At 69.8% G+C, this 14,039-nt stretch carries 12 protein-coding genes; 3 read left to right on the top strand and 9 right to left on the bottom strand.

Annotated elements, in window-relative coordinates; genetic code table 11:
* Position 1: 1 nt before the first annotated feature.
* The gene (locus tag EIL87_RS17970) at positions 2-316 is read right to left on the bottom strand and encodes a hypothetical protein (protein WP_125091709.1); all 315 of its coding nucleotides are present in this window, start codon (positions 314-316) and stop codon (positions 2-4) included.
* Between the two features lie 181 nt (positions 317-497).
* Between EIL87_RS17970 and EIL87_RS27515 the strand changes: the two genes are divergently transcribed.
* Positions 498-923, top strand: a complete 426-nt coding sequence (locus EIL87_RS27515) for a GtrA family protein (RefSeq protein WP_233576346.1) — start codon at positions 498-500, stop codon at positions 921-923.
* A gap of 1,015 nt (positions 924-1,938) precedes the next feature.
* Here the strand turns inward: EIL87_RS27515 and EIL87_RS17960 are convergent.
* The 5 genes from EIL87_RS17960 to EIL87_RS17940 form a co-directional block, all read right to left on the bottom strand.
* On the bottom strand, positions 1,939-5,241 hold the full coding sequence (locus EIL87_RS17960) for an arabinosyltransferase domain-containing protein (protein ID WP_233576345.1): 3,303 nt from the start codon (positions 5,239-5,241) through the stop codon (positions 1,939-1,941).
* Positions 5,242-5,453: 212 nt separating this feature from the next.
* A complete protein-coding gene (glfT1, locus tag EIL87_RS17955) occupies positions 5,454-6,365 on the bottom strand; it encodes a galactofuranosyltransferase GlfT1 (protein ID WP_125091706.1) in 912 nt (303 codons plus the stop codon).
* Positions 6,362-7,180 (bottom strand): galactan export ABC transporter ATP-binding subunit Wzt/RfbE, encoded by an 819-nt coding sequence (gene wzt / locus EIL87_RS17950; protein WP_125091705.1) that lies wholly within the window; start codon positions 7,178-7,180, stop codon positions 6,362-6,364. The genes glfT1 and wzt overlap by 4 nt, the downstream gene beginning before the upstream one ends.
* 16 nt (positions 7,181-7,196) lie before the next feature.
* Positions 7,197-8,060, bottom strand: coding sequence for a galactan export ABC transporter permease subunit Wzm/RfbD (gene wzm, locus EIL87_RS17945; protein ID WP_199740482.1), 864 nt, complete (start codon positions 8,058-8,060; stop codon positions 7,197-7,199).
* Positions 8,061-8,166: 106 nt separating this feature from the next.
* On the bottom strand, positions 8,167-8,691 hold the full coding sequence (locus EIL87_RS17940; protein WP_199740481.1) for a bacterial proteasome activator family protein: 525 nt from the start codon (positions 8,689-8,691) through the stop codon (positions 8,167-8,169).
* A gap of 128 nt (positions 8,692-8,819) precedes the next feature.
* Between EIL87_RS17940 and EIL87_RS17935 the strand changes: the two genes are divergently transcribed.
* Entirely contained in the window at positions 8,820-10,019 is a 1,200-nt protein-coding gene (locus EIL87_RS17935) for a cysteine desulfurase-like protein (protein WP_125091703.1), read from the top strand.
* Between the two features lie 104 nt (positions 10,020-10,123).
* Here the strand turns inward: EIL87_RS17935 and EIL87_RS17930 are convergent, their stop codons facing one another.
* Entirely contained in the window at positions 10,124-11,101 is a 978-nt protein-coding gene (locus EIL87_RS17930; protein ID WP_125091702.1) for an NAD(P)H-quinone oxidoreductase, read from the bottom strand.
* Positions 11,102-11,252: 151 nt separating this feature from the next.
* Between EIL87_RS17930 and EIL87_RS17925 the strand changes: the two genes are divergently transcribed.
* Entirely contained in the window at positions 11,253-12,764 is a 1,512-nt protein-coding gene (locus tag EIL87_RS17925) for a M28 family metallopeptidase (protein WP_125091701.1), read from the top strand.
* A 55-nt stretch (positions 12,765-12,819) separates the two neighbouring features.
* On the opposite strand, the gene EIL87_RS17920 is transcribed toward EIL87_RS17925, so the two are convergent.
* Together EIL87_RS17920 and EIL87_RS17915 are read right to left on the bottom strand one after the other, a co-directional pair.
* Positions 12,820-13,425 carry a hypothetical protein gene (locus EIL87_RS17920; protein ID WP_125091700.1) on the bottom strand — a complete coding sequence of 202 codons (606 nt, stop codon included), beginning with the start codon at positions 13,423-13,425 and terminating at the stop codon, positions 12,820-12,822.
* 148 nt (positions 13,426-13,573) lie between these two features.
* Positions 13,574-14,038: a hypothetical protein gene (locus EIL87_RS17915; RefSeq protein WP_125091699.1), complete on the bottom strand. Its 465-nt coding sequence runs from the start codon at positions 14,036-14,038 to the stop codon at positions 13,574-13,576.
* Position 14,039 lies beyond the last annotated feature (1 nt).

The following is a 14,039-nucleotide window of genomic DNA, read 5'->3' as shown; positions in this document are numbered from 1 at the left end:
GTCACAGGCCCAGCCTTCGCGAGAGGTCGAGTTTGATCTTCTGCACGTTCGCGACGTGCTCGAACGTGGTGATGACGTCCGGGAGGCCGCCGGTTGAGTCCGTGGTGCCGGCGGTCGTCCAGAACAGCTCCGAGGTCTCACTCCCGGGCTCGTGGGTGCGGACCTCGCCGTCCGCGGTGAGCAGGTCCGGCGACCGGGGGTGATCGCCGATGCCTCCCTGCCTGTGGCGGTTCAGGACGCGGCCGAGGTCCGCCCTGGTCGACGCCTCGCGCGCCGGGCACCTCAGCGGCCGTAGCTCGTCCTCTACCGGTTCCACCCAGCCGAGTCTATCCGCGCATCGGGTTGTGCTAGCGCCGGGTACGAGCGGTCCCCGGTGGATCGCGAAGGGTCATCGCTACACTCGCAGGGGACGTGTGCGCCGCGGTCCGGGTGTCCTGGGCGCGGACGGTCCTGGGCGTCTGGTCCTGCCGTCGTTTCGTGAAGGTGAACCTGTGACAGTGGCCGATACCGCAACCGAACCCAAGAAGCTGGGCGTGTTCGCGCAGCTCACGCGCTTCATCGTGATCGGCGGTGGGTGCGCGGTCATCGACTTCGGGACGTACTCGCTGCTGCTGGGCGTGCTCGGCTGGCCGGTGTGGGTGTCGAAGTCGATCTCGTTCATCCTGGGTACCACGGCCTCGTACGTGATCAACCGGAAGTTCACCTTCCAGGGTGCGGGCCAGGGCAACACCACCGCGAAGGCCGGCGCGTTCGCCGTGCTCTACACCACGACGTTCTTCGTGAACATGGGTTCCAACCAGGTGCTGTGCGTGTGGTTCAACGCGCAGGATCCCTGGCAGTTCACGCTGTTCTGGGTCATCGCCCAGGGGCTCGGCACGATGATCAACTTCATCATGCTCAAGCTCCTCATCTTCCGCGACTGACCCCCTCGAGCTCGCACGAAGGCGCCCGGCCACAGGCCGGGCGCCTTCGTCGTCACGAGGACTCCCAACGGCACTGCTGCCCAGGGCTGAGCAACCCCACCCGCGCGAGCAAGCCGGGACCGCGCGCGAGCCCCCGATCCCACCGAGCTGGGACCTTCAGCCCTCCCTGGAGGAGACACTTCGGGCCAGCCTGAAGGACGCCTCGCACGCCACGTGCCTCCTGGCGCTTCGAGTCCGGGCGTCAGCGCGCCCTCGCGGGGTTCCGTGCCTGGTCAGCGCGGCTAGTTCGAAATTCGCGAGAACTTCGAGGGCCGTCCTCGCGGGTCACACTTCGCGCGAACTTCGAACTCGGCACGAACGAGCCGGGCGCACGCGACCAAGGGGAGCGAGGAGGACACACCCGGACAGGAACAGCGGAGCACCAGGCCCGCCTCCGGCCCCTGAGCAGTCCCCTACGGCGCTCGAGCGAGCCTCATACCGCGCTGACTGGGACCACTCCAGTCAGCCCTTCCGCGGTCACCTCCTCGTTGGCCACCACGGTCCCCAGGCCCGGCGCCCCGTCTTCGCTGAAGGACGTCCTGACCGAGTTCCGGCACTCGGGTGGCGTCCTCGGCGTTGAGGTCGGCCACTGGGCGTGGAGCGTGCGCTCGTCCCTTGCTTCGAGGCCTGGCGGGCAGCGCGCCCTCGCGTGGTCCGTGCCTGGTCAGCGCGGCTAGTTCGAAAAACACGAGAAGTTCGAGGGGCGTCCTCGGCAGTCGAACGTCGCGCGAAACATGACCGCGGCTGCGGCGGCGGGTCGGGAGGTGCGCTCCGTCGGTGTCCGGGGAGCGCTGAGGTGGTGGGTCGGAGACTCCGGGGTGGTGTGCGAGAGCCCGGGCGGTCCGCTCTGGACTGCCCGGGCTCTCGGCTGACTCCTCGTGGTCCCGCTCCTCAAAGCCTTCCCTCGTGGCCCCGCACGTCAGGTAGGGAACCGGCTCCTCAGGGCGCTTCCTGGGTCCGGGCTCCTGGGGGCCTCCTACTGGTCCGACTCCTCGGGGGCTTCGAAGCCCTTGACGTCGTTGCGGTCGTCGGAGCTCGGGACGTCGCCCGGGAGCTGCAGCGGCTTCGGCAGCGGGCCGGGGGTCCAGTTGCCCCAGTGCGTCTCCGCGTGGACGTCCATGGCCGTCTGAGCGGGCACCGCGTCGGCGTCGTACGGGTCGACCGCGTACAGCGAACCCCAGTCCCGGTGGATGTTGTTCTTCATGTACGTCGGCAGCTCGCGCATGCTCGTCGCCACGTTGAGCCAGCCGAACGGGCCACCGGCGTCCGGCGAGGACCAGCCCTGGCCGATGTCGCGGACCTCGGCGCCCGCGGCGACCCGGAACTTCGGGATCTCGGCGACGCCGTGGTGCACGCCCGGCAGCTGCAGGCACGGGTGCACCAGCGCGGCCGTCCACTCCACGAACGTGGGCTGGTCGCCGACGAAGTCGGTCATGTTCACCAGCTGCGGCGCGCGGGGAGCGCTGACCGCGACCCACCCGTTCGGGCCGAGGGCGTTGTCGACCGCCACCACGCGCATCTTCGTGGCGCCCTCGGACTTGCCGCCGACCGTGTAGCGGAAGTCGCGCCAGCCCGGGCCGCCCTCCGGCTGCACCACGTACTTGCGCTCGGTGACGAGGAAGCCGTTCGGGGTGTCGTGCCCGAACTCCAGCGCCACCGAGTTCGCACCCAGCTCCGCGCCGGCCAGCGACAGCACCACCGGCACCTCGCCGTTGGCCGCGCGCTCCGGCAGGTCGTACCACTGGGTGCGCAACTCGCCGGTGCCCACGGCGGCGGAGTCGTAACTGCCCCACACGGGCGCGTTGTCGTCACCGAACTGGTGCGGCGGCTTCCAGTTCGGCTCCTGCGGGTCGCTGCCGTCACCCGGCGGCAGACCGGGCTGGTTGAAGCCGGCCAGCTTCGCCTGCATGTACTGGTCGGCGTCCTCCTTGTCCTCCAGCCGCTTGGGTGGGATGCCGATGTGCTCGTCCTCCGACGGGGCCGCCTTCGACGGCTGGTCCCCGGAGACGCGCAGCATCCCGGACTGCGGGTTGGTCTCGACGTAGATGTAGTCCGACAGACCGCAGCTGGTGCCCACGATCTGCTTGATGTTGTCGGCGCCGAGGCTGTAGCTGCCCCACTGCTTCTGGATCACCTTGCCGAAGTTCGCCAGCTCGAACAGCACCAGCAGCGCGCACAGGATCGACAGCGGCGCGGTGCCCATCCGCAGCGCGCGGCTGCCCTGCTCCTCGCGGTTGAAGCGCTCGTCCACGACCTCCGGGTTGTGCTCGTCGATCCGCAGGTGCTCGACGAACGCGTAGACCAGCGCGATGAACGCGATGACCAGCAGCACTGTGCTCACGTGCCGCGACATGATCTGCGGCGGCATGTTGAACCAGGGCACACCCCAGCCGGAGACGTACCACCAGGCGTTCGGGCCGGTGGCGGCGAAGGCGAGGATGACCATCAGGCCGGCGAAGAACGCCGCCCGGTTGCGCCTGGAGCGCAGCACGGTGCTGCTGGTGGCCAGCGCGGTCAGCGCGGCCAGCGCACCGCCGGTGGCGGCGAAGATGCCGAAGTGGTGCGACCACTTGGTGGGGGTCAGCACCAGCACGCCGAAGGACATCGCGGCGATCGCCAGCAGCCGCCGGCTCGGGCCCAGCGCTGCGCCGCGGATGCGGCCGCGGCGCAGCAGGACGACCGCGCAGGTCGCCAGGCACAGGATGACCAGCAGCACCGGGAAGCGCCGGGTCATCGAGCCGTCTGCGGTGGGGCTGAACAGCAGGTTGTAGCGGCTCAGCTCCTCGTACCAGCTCTGGCTGGGGCCGATGTCGGTGCGCAGCTCGGTGGCGTCCATGACGGACTGCCAGGTCTGGTCGGCGAAGACCAGCGTCAAGATCACCAAGCCGGACGAGGCGATCGGCGCCAGCACCGGCAGCCAGCCGAACTGCTGGGCCCGCTTCTGGACCAGCCGGAACAGCGGCTTGAGGGCGGCCACGAACGGCAGCACGGACACCATGCCGTGCGGGTTCGCGCCCACCGACAGGGCGGCGACCACGAGCCCCAGCGCGGCCGGCATCAGGCGGCCGGTGGCCACGGCGCGCTCGACGGCGCACAGAGCCATCAGCGAGAACAGCACCACGACCGGTTCGGGGCGCAGGCCGTTGTTGTAGGGCAGCCAGAAGGCGAGGAACACGGCGGCGGCGGCCCAGCCCGCGGCGTGCGAGCGCCGAACCTGCTGGCCCAGCCGCGGCAGGACCTCGCGGGAGATCAGCAGCCAGCTGACGATGCCCATCAGCAGCGCGGGCAGCCGCACCCACGGCGTGGCCGTGGAGACCTGCACCCACACCGAGTACAGCTCGTAGAACCAGCCGAACGGGGCCTCCGGGACACCGAACCAGCGGTAGTAGTTGCTGATGTAGCCGAAGCTCTCGCGCGCTCGCGCGATGTTGAGGATGTAGCCGTCGTCCGAGGTCATCGCGCCGATGACCCACCACACCAGCAGCGAGCCGATGACCGCGACGTCCCGGAAGGTCGGCTTCCACCAGCCGATCGCCAGCCACTTCGGGGGCCGTCGTCCCGCCCGCACGTCGAGGCGGCGCAGGCAGATCACCGAGCCGATGAAGGCCAGCACGGCCAACGCGATCGCGGCCAGCTTCAGCGGCGTGGCCTGGCTCTCGTAGCGGGTGTCCACCCGCGCCTCGAACGACAGGCCGGAGACGTCGTCGAGGGTGTCGTCGATGCTCGAGTAGATGCCGGTCAGCTGCGGGCGCTGGTCACCGCGCAGGTTGGCGATCGACTGGTCTCCGACGCTGGCGGTGCTGCCGAAGCCGTCGGAGTGCATCGAGATCGAGCAGTCGCCCGCGGGCACCGGGGCCGTGCCGACCTGCTGGCCCTTCGTCAGCAGCGTCAGCTGACCGCCGTCGACCTGCAGCGTCAGACCGGTCAGCTTGCCGTAGTCCGACGAGGGCGGGTTGGTGCTCAGCAGCTCGGCGGGGCCCTGGGTGCGCGCGTCGAGGCTGCGCGCCGAGGCGCACGGGATCTGCGCGTCGAGCCACAACGGCGAGTAGCCGACCAGCGGAGCCGACACCGACTTGGTGCCCTCCGACGTCGGCCACTTCAGGGTCGTGACGTCGTAGGTGACGGGGAGGAACGGCACCGCCAGCGCGAGGACCGAGCCCAGCAGGCCGAGAACGGAGGCGAAGAGCTTCAGCCGCTTGGCCGACGGTTGAGCACGATCGGTCCCGTTGTCTGCCGAAGGGTCGTCCGTTCGGCGGCTGTCTTCCTGGCCACTGAGCACGAAAGGAGAATAGTAGTTGCTGGTCCGGGCACTTTCGCGGCATTCCGCGGGTGTGCGAATCGACACCAGGGGTAACGCCATGAGCTGCGAACTCAGCGCGGTCTCAGGCGGCTCTCAGCGCCCCGTGATCTTCCCGTTATCGGTTCCGCGTGAAGCCCGCGTGAAGACGAAAGCGGCCGCCGGGGATTCCGGCGGCCGCTCTGCGACTTCGGTCATCGGCGGAAGAACCGCTCCTTGCGTCCCTGGACCACGAGGCGCAGCCACTCGCGGAACGCCTTCGGGTCCTTGCGCTGCACCACGAAGTACAGCCCGAACCGGAGGACCTCCAGCGCGCCGATCTTGCGCATGCCCGGCTGGGACAGCAGGTAACCGCGGTTGCGGTAGGTGTAGTAGCGCTTGTTGTCGTCCGACGGGTCCTGGGCGTGCATGCGCCCGCCCAGCATCGGCTTGAACTCCGCCGACCCGTCCGGGTGCAGGAAGGTCGTGCGGAACGTCGTGCCGAACGGCAGCCCGGAACGCACCAACCGGCGGTGGATCTCCACCTCGTCGCCCCGGAAGAACAGCCGGTAGTCCGGCACGCCCACGACGTCGAGCGTGCTGGCGCGGAACAGTGCGCCGTTGAACAGCGAGGCGATGCCGGGCAGGAAGTCGTCCGGCAGCTCGCTGACCTGGCGCTTCCAGGTCAGGCCCCGGCGCAGCGGGAACGCCAGCGTGTCCGGCGAGTCGATGTTGACCACCACCGGCGACACGGCCGCCAGACGCCGCTTCTCGGCGACCTCCAGCAGCGTGGACAGCGCGTGCTCGTCGACCGGGCGTCCGTCGTCGTCACCCAGCCACACCCACTCCGCACCGAGCGACAGCGCGGTGAGCATGCCCAGCGCGAACCCACCGGCGCCGCCGAGGTTGCGCTGCGAGGCGATGTAGGTCGAGGGCACCGGGCAGTCGTCGACCACGTCGGAGGCCGGCTGGTCGGGGCCGTTGTCGACCACGACCAGGTGGTCCGGCAGGCGCGTCTGGCTCGCGATGACCTTCAGGGACTCGGCCAGCAGCTCGCGGCGGTGCCTCGTGACGATGACCGCGACTACGGATCCGGCGGGCAGCTGCTGTGCGGAGTCAGTGCTCATGCGCCTTCTTTGCTCCCGATCGTGGCCCGCGACTCACCGATGCGGGCCAGGGTTTCCTCACTCAGGTTGTTGAAGGGGTCGTACCCCTTGTAGTGCGTCAAGACCTCGCGCAGCGAGCCCTCTTCGCGGATGCCGCCCTTGTCCATCCAGATCGCGGTGCTGCACAGCTCGACGAGGAACTCGTCGGAGTGCGAGGCGAAGACGAGCATGCCGGACCGCTTGACGAGGTCGTTGAGGCGGTCCCGCGCCTTCTCCAGGAACTCCGCGTCGACCGCGCCGATGCCCTCGTCCAGGATCAGGATCTCGGGGTCGATCGAGGTCACCACGCCCAGCGCGAGCCGGACCCGCATGCCGGTGGAGTAGGTGCGCAGCGGCATCGCCAGGTAATCACCCAGTTCGGTGAACTCGGCGATGTCGTCGATCCGCTTCTCCATCTCCCTGCGGGACATGCCCAGGAAGAGGCCGCGGATGATGATGTTCTCGTAGCCGGAGATCTCCGGGTCCATGCCGACGCCGAGGTCGAACACCGGGGCGACCTTGCCGACCACGCGGGCGCTGCCGCGGGTGGGCTCGTAGATCCCCGACAGCAACCGCAGCAGCGTCGACTTGCCCGCGCCGTTGTGGCCGACCAGCGCCACCCGGTCACCCTCGCGCAGCGACATGTTGATGTCGTGCAGCGCTTCGATGACGGGCACCCGGCTGTCGGTGCCGATCTTGCCCCCGGCCCGGCCGAGCACGGCCTTCTTCAGCGAGCGGGACTTCGCGTCGAAGATCGGGAAGTCGACCGCCGCGTTCCACACGTCGATGCTGACCATGGTTATTCGGCCTCACTCAGACCCAGTAGGAGACACGGGCACGGTAGTTGCGCAGCACGATCAGCGCCAAGATCCAGCCCACGACGGTGATCGCGCCGCACACCAGCCAGTGGTGCCAGGCGATCGGGCTGCCGAGCATGGGCTGCCGGATGATCTCCAGGAAGTGCATGAACGGGTTGATCTCGGCGAGCTTGGCGCGCTCAGCGATCGCCGGGTTCGGGTTCGACTTGAACTGGTCGTAGTTCCACACGATCGGCGTCATGAAGAACATGAGCTGCACGATGCTCTGCGTCACCGGCGGGATGTCGCGGAACCGGGTCGAGATGGTGCCGACCACGAGGATCACCCAGGCCCCGTTGATCGCGATGAGCGCGAACGCGGGGATCGCCAGCAGCACCGTCAAGCTCAGCGGGTGCGGGAAGACGAACAGCAGCACGAAGTAGACGACGAGGTTGTGCGCGAAGAACAGCACCTGCCGCCACAGCAGTCGCAGCACGTGGATGCTGACGGGCGCCGGCAGCTGCTTGATCAGGCCCTCGTTGGAGATGAAGACCTCGGAGCCGTCGTTGACGCAGTTGCCGATGAAGCCCCACACGATGAAGCCCACGGCGAGGTACGGCAGGTGCTCCGCCAGCGGCTGCCCGAACAGCTGGGAGTACAGCAGGCCGAGCGCGGTGACCGTGACGGCCATGCTGATGGTGATCCACAGCGGGCCGATGACGGAGCGCCGGTAGCGCTGCTTGATGTCCTGCCAGCCCAGATGAGCCCACAGCTGTCGCTGGCCGAGGGCGTCATTGATGTCCTTGAACGCTTTTCGCCAGGACCGCGGCGAGGTCTCTGAAGGCGCCGGAGGTCGGTCTAGCGTGCTCGTAGCATGCACGAGCGAAAGAGTACCGACCTTGCCCGTGCACTTTCGGGCTGGGCATCACTCGTCGGGGTAGCGTCCTCTTGACGTCGGGCGCTACCGACCGTTATCGCGTGGGTGGTCAGAGGTATTGCCCGTGGCCCTTGGTCGGGCCGACGTCCGATTCGCCGACCCCGGCGGGCAGTCCCCGGCGCATGTGCTCCAGCTGGGCGCGGGCCGCCATCTGCTGGGCGAACAGCGCGGTCTGCAGACCGTGGAACAGGCCCTCCAGCCAGCCGACCAGTTGCGCCTGGGCGATCCGCAGTTCGGCGTCCGACGGCGTGCTGTCCTGCGTGAACGGCAGCGAGAGGCGCTCCAGCTCCTCGATGAGCTCCGGTGCCAAGCCCTGCTCCAGCTCCCGGATCGAGGACTGGTGGATCTCCTTGAGCCGCGTGCGGCTCGCGTCGTCCAAGGGCGCCTGCCGGACCTCCTCGAGCAACTGCTTGATCATGGTGCCGATCCGCATCACCTTGGCCGGCTGCTCCACCTGGCTGTTGATGTTCTCGCCGTGCTCCTGGCCCTCCTCGTCCGTACCGGACGCGGCGGACCCCACGGGGTTGCCGTCCTCGCCCACCACGAACACCTGCGGCCGCTGTTGCTCGTTCATGCCTGCCATGTTCCCAGTCTGCCGTGTCCTGCGGGGCGGGTCGCGCCGACTCGGCAGCTGCGCCCGGGTCGATCACGTGCGACCACCCTGAGACGGAATCGTGACCCGCGCTTGCGTAGTGTTCCAGCATGGCGTTCGACGTCGCGGCGGTTCGCGGACTCTTCCCCGCGCTCGGCGACGGGTGGGTGCACCTGGACGCCCCGGCTGGCATGCAGGTTCCCGAACAGGTGGCCACGGCGGCGTCGACCGCGCTGCGGGCCCCCGTGTCCGGTCCTGGCGGGAACTTCCCCGCCTCGCAGCGCGCCGAGGCGATCGTGGAGGCCGCTCGTCGTGCGATCGCGGATCTCGTGGGGACCAAGCCCACCGGAGTGGTGCTGGGGCCGAACTCGGCCGTGCTCCTCGGGCGGTTGGCCGACGCCCTCGGCGACGGCTGGATGATCGGCGACGACGTCGTCGTCTCCCGGCTGGACTCACCGGCCAACGTCGACCCGTGGCAGCGCGCCGCCCAGCGCTCCGGCTCGACCGTGCGCTGGGCGGAGATCGACATCGAGACCTGTGAGCTGCCGACCTGGCAGTACAGCGAGCTGGTCACCCCGCGCACGAAGGTCGTGGCGACCACCGCCGCCTCCGGCGCGGTCGGCACCCGGCCGGACATCCGCCCGGCGGCGGAGGCCGCCGACGAGCACGGCGCGCTGCTGGTCGTCGACGCGTCCGCGGCGGCCCCGTTCCTCCCGCTGGACATCACCGCGCTCGGCGCCGACGTGGTGGCGGTGAACGCCTCCGCCTGGGGCGGTCCGCCGGTGGGGGCGCTGGCGTTCCGCGACCCGGCGATGCTCGACCACCTGCCGTCGGTGTCGCTGGACCACAGCGCCCGCGGTCCGGAACGCCTGGAGATGGGACCGCACGCGTTGCCGCTGCTGGCGGGTCTGGTCGCGTCGGTGGACTACCTCGCCGACCTCGACGACGCGGCCATCGGGCCGCGCCGCGAGCGGCTGCTGACCTCGCTGCGCGCGGTGAAGTCCTACCAGGCCGGACTGCTGACCACCCTCACCAACGGTTTGCGGAAGCTGCCCGAGGTGGTGCTCATCGGTGACGCGATGCGCCGGATCCCGTCGATCGCCTTCACGGTCAACGGGGTCAAGGCCGAGGACGCGGTCGCGCACCTCGCCGACCAGGGCATCTGCGCCTTCGCCGACCCGGGCACCCACGGCGTGTTCGCAGCGCTGGGTGCGGCCGAGGTCGGCGGAGCCGTCCGCGTCGGCCTCGCGCACTACACGAACACCCGGGAAGTCGACCAGCTCCTCCAGGCGGTCGCCGGCCTCGCCTGACCGCCCGGTCCTCGGTTCGCGGAACCCTTCCCGGGTCCGCCCGGTCAGCACGAGGAGGCGATTTCGCGCGGAACGGCTGGGGATCCGCGCGAAACCGCCGGAGGTCACCGCACCAGCAGGAGCTTGCCCCGGACGTCGCCGGCTTCGAGGGTGGCGTGGGCGCGGGAGGCCTCGGCCATCGGGATGGTCGCGTGCACCGGCATCCTCACCTCACCCGCCTCGACCAGCGGCCAGAGGTGTTCGCGCACGTCGGCGACGATGCGGCTCTTGCCGTTCGGGCCGTCGACCGGCCGTCCGCGCAGACCGAGCGTCGAGATCCGAAGCCGCTTCATCAGCATCTTGCCCAGGTTCAGCTCGGCCTTGGCGCCGCCCTGCATGCCGATCACCGCGAGGTGGCCGTCGGGCGCGAGCGCCGACAGGTTCCGGTCCAGGTAGGACGCGCCCATGTTGTCCAGGATGACGTTCGCACCGCCGAGACCCTTGAGGACCTCGACGAAGTCCTCGTCGCGGTAGGAGATCACCGGGTCGGCGCCGAGCTCGGCGCACAGCGCCCGGCTGTCGGCCGACCCCGCGGTCGTCGCCACCCGCGCGCCCAACGCCTTGGCGACCTGGATCGCGCAGGTGCCGATGCCGCCCGCGCCGCCGTGCACCAGGAACAGGTGCCCCTCGCGAAGTCCGGCCTCCATCACCACGTTCGACCAGACGGTGCACGCGACCTCGGGAATCCCGGCCGCTTCCACCAAGTCCACACCTTCGGGTTTGGGAAGCACTTGCGCGGCCGGGACCGCCACCCGTTCCGCGTACCCGCCGCCCGCGAGCAGCGCGCACACCTCGTCACCGACGTTCCACCCGGTCACGCCCTCACCGATCTCGACGATCCTCCCGGAACACTCCAGTCCGGGGATGTCGCTTGCGCCCTGGGGCGGCGGGTAGTTGCCTTGGCGCTGGGCGAGGTCGGCGCGGTTGACCGCGCTGGCAACGACGTCGATGACCACCTCACCCGCTCCGGGCTTGGGGTCCGGGTGCTCGGTCCACACCAGGACGTCGGGGTCGCCGGGCTCGCTGATTGAGATTCCGTACATGCCCGTGACGGTAGTCAGCCGCGAGCGGCGCGAAAACTGAGAACGCGGTTCGGATCGGGAAAAACGGGAAACATTCCCGCTTCTGAACTCCGTCCGGGTTCGGTTGACTGGATCAGGACATTCACCCATTCCACTCAAAACGGGGAGCATGATGAGTTCGCGAACCATCACACCCAGACGCGCGGCGGCCGCGCTGACGGCTACCTGCGCGGCGGCCCTCGTGGCCATCGCCCCTGCCTCCGCGGCGCCGGCCGACCTCGGCGACCGGATCACCGGCGATGCGGTGAACCGGCACCTCATCGCGCTGCAGCGGATCGCCGACGTCAACGGGGGCAACCGCGCGTCCGGGCTGCCGGGCTACGAGGCGAGCGTGGACCACGTCGCGGGCAAGTTGCGCAACGCGGGCTTCGACGTGACGACACCGGAGTTCACCTACGACGCCTACTACCTGGACTCCTTCAGCCTCGCGGTCGGCGGTCAGCCCACCGAGGGCGACGCCCTGGAGTACTCCCCGGCCACCCCGCAGGGCGGGATCACCGCGCCGCTGTCGATCGCCGCGGTCGACGACACCCCGGGGTGCGAGGCCGCTGACTTCCCGGCGGAGGTCGCGGGCACGGTCGTGCTGATCCAGCGCGGTTCCTGCACGTTCGCGCAGAAGCAGCAGGTCGCCGCCGATGCGGGCGCGGTCGGCACGATCATCTACAACAACGTCGACGGCCCGCTCAACGGCACGCTCGGCGACCCGGCGGACGCGCGCATCCCCAGCGCCGGCGTGACCAAGCAGGTCGGCGAGGGCCTGGCCGGGCAGGCGGGCGCCGAGGTGAACCTCGACATCCAGTCGCGGCTGGAGTCCGTCACCACGCGCAACGTCGTGGCCCAGACCCGCACCGGGCGGCCCGACAACGTCGTGATGGCCGGTGCGCACCTGGACGGCGTTCCGGAGGGCCCGGGGATCAACGACAACGGCAGCGGCAGCGCCGGTCTGCTGGAGGCCGCGCTGCGCATGGGCGGCAGCCCGCAGACCGAGAACGCCGTGCGCTTCGCCTGGTGGGGCGCTGAGGAGTCCGGCCTGGTCGGGTCCACGAAGTACGTGCAGAGCCTGACCTTCGAGCAGCAGCTCGACATCGCGCTGTACCTGAACTTCGACATGATCGGTTCGCCGAACGCCGCCTACTTCGCCTACGACGGCGACGACTCCGACGGCGTTGGAGCGGGCCCCGGCCCGCAGGGCTCGGCGCAGATCGAGCAGGACCTCGTGGCCGCGATGGCCGCGCAGGGCGTGGAGCTGGAGGGCACGGACTTCGACGGCCGGTCCGACTACGGCGAGTTCATCGCCAACGGCATCCCGTCCGGTGGTCTGTTCACCGGCGCGGAAGGCGTCAAGACCGAGGAGCAGGCCGCGAAGTGGGGTGGCACGGCGGGCATCTCCTACGACCCGAACTACCACCAGGCGGGCGACGACCTGCGCAACATCGACCGGGTGGCGCTCGAGCGCAACGCCAAGGCGCTCGCCAACGTCGTCGAGGCGTACGCGGAGAGCACCGAGGGCGTCAACGGCGCGCAGACCCGTGACGAGCGGGCGAGCCTGCGCCAGGCGCAGCTGTCCACCTTCGCCGCGCACTCCGGCGGCCGGGCGGTCCCGCACGGTCACAACGCGAGCTGACCTGCAGCTGGAGCGGGGTGCGGAGGCCTCTCCGCACCCCGCTCCGTCGTGCGCGTCAGGAGATGGTCACCTCCGACGGGAGCTGCAGCGTGCCGCTGAGCGTCGCGCTGGTCCCGCCGTCGCACAGGAAGCCGCTCTCGCTGATCGGGAACGACTCGCCGGAGTTGGCGGTGAGCTGGTGCGTGCCGTTGTCCCAGCCGTTGCCCCGGACCGTGACGTTGTCCACCTCCACGGTGCAGACGCCGCTGATGTTCACGGTCGCGCTGGCCTGGCTGATGTCGACGCTGCTGGTGCTGGTCGCCGTGGACAGCCACTGACCGGTGGCGGTGACCGTGGTCGTCGCGGAGGGGGCCAGCGTGTTGGTGCAGTCGGTGAAGGTGGGAGCCGCGGGCGCGCCCGCGGAGTTGACGGTGCCGGCGACGGCCGGGTCACCACCGGTCGGGGCCAGCACGTTGCCGCTGACGGTGCTGCACCGGACTTCGAGGCCCGTGTTCGACCTCATGACCAGCTGCGTTCCGCTCGCCAGGGTGATCGGTTCGACGGTGTTCTGCGGATTCCACTGGACGGCCTGCGCGGTGGCCGCCTGGGCCGCCGCAGCGCCGCCGAGGGAGAACGCGGCGATCAGCGCCACGCCTGCCGCCTTCCGTCCTGCTGTGCGCATCGTGACCTCCTGTCGTCGGGGCACGCCTCGTCGCTCGCACGACGCGCGGAGGCGCGTCGCGGAGTGGAACGCAGAAGTGGTGAATTCGAGGCGGTGCCCGGGGGAAATAGAAACACGAGTGTTTACAAACCGCAACGAAAACTGCGCGCTAGGAATCTCGCTCCCCGCGCCGGTGTGCGGAGAGGAACGGGGCGAAATGGGTGAGGCGATGCGCCAAACGAGCGTGGTCGACGGTTCCTCCGCGTAGTTCTTCGCGCACGAGTTGGCGCACGGCCCCGACCACGAATTCGACCTTCGTCTCGTACCCGGGTTCGCCGCAGGAGAGGACCAGGTCGAGGATCGAGCTGGTCAGCCGGCTCCTGGCGGCTCGGCTGTAGGCCATCAGGCGTGGATGTTCCGCCTCGCCGCAGTCGCCGAAGTACAACCGGGCCGCCGCCGGGTTCTCGGACAACCAGGTGATCAGGGCACCCACCGCAGTGCGGTATCGATCCAGGCAGTTCTCGTTCTCCGAACACGCCTTCCGGCAGGCGACGTGCCACGCCTCCACGGCTTCCGTGAACGGGTTCGGTGAATTCGGGATCAGGTGGTCGTCGTGGCTCCCCGAAATGTGCACG

The organism is Saccharopolyspora rhizosphaerae (genome assembly GCF_003931915.1).
In the GTDB taxonomy this organism is placed as follows: domain Bacteria; phylum Actinomycetota; class Actinomycetes; order Mycobacteriales; family Pseudonocardiaceae; genus Saccharopolyspora; species Saccharopolyspora rhizosphaerae.
This window is presented reverse-complemented; position numbering and strand designations above follow the sequence as displayed.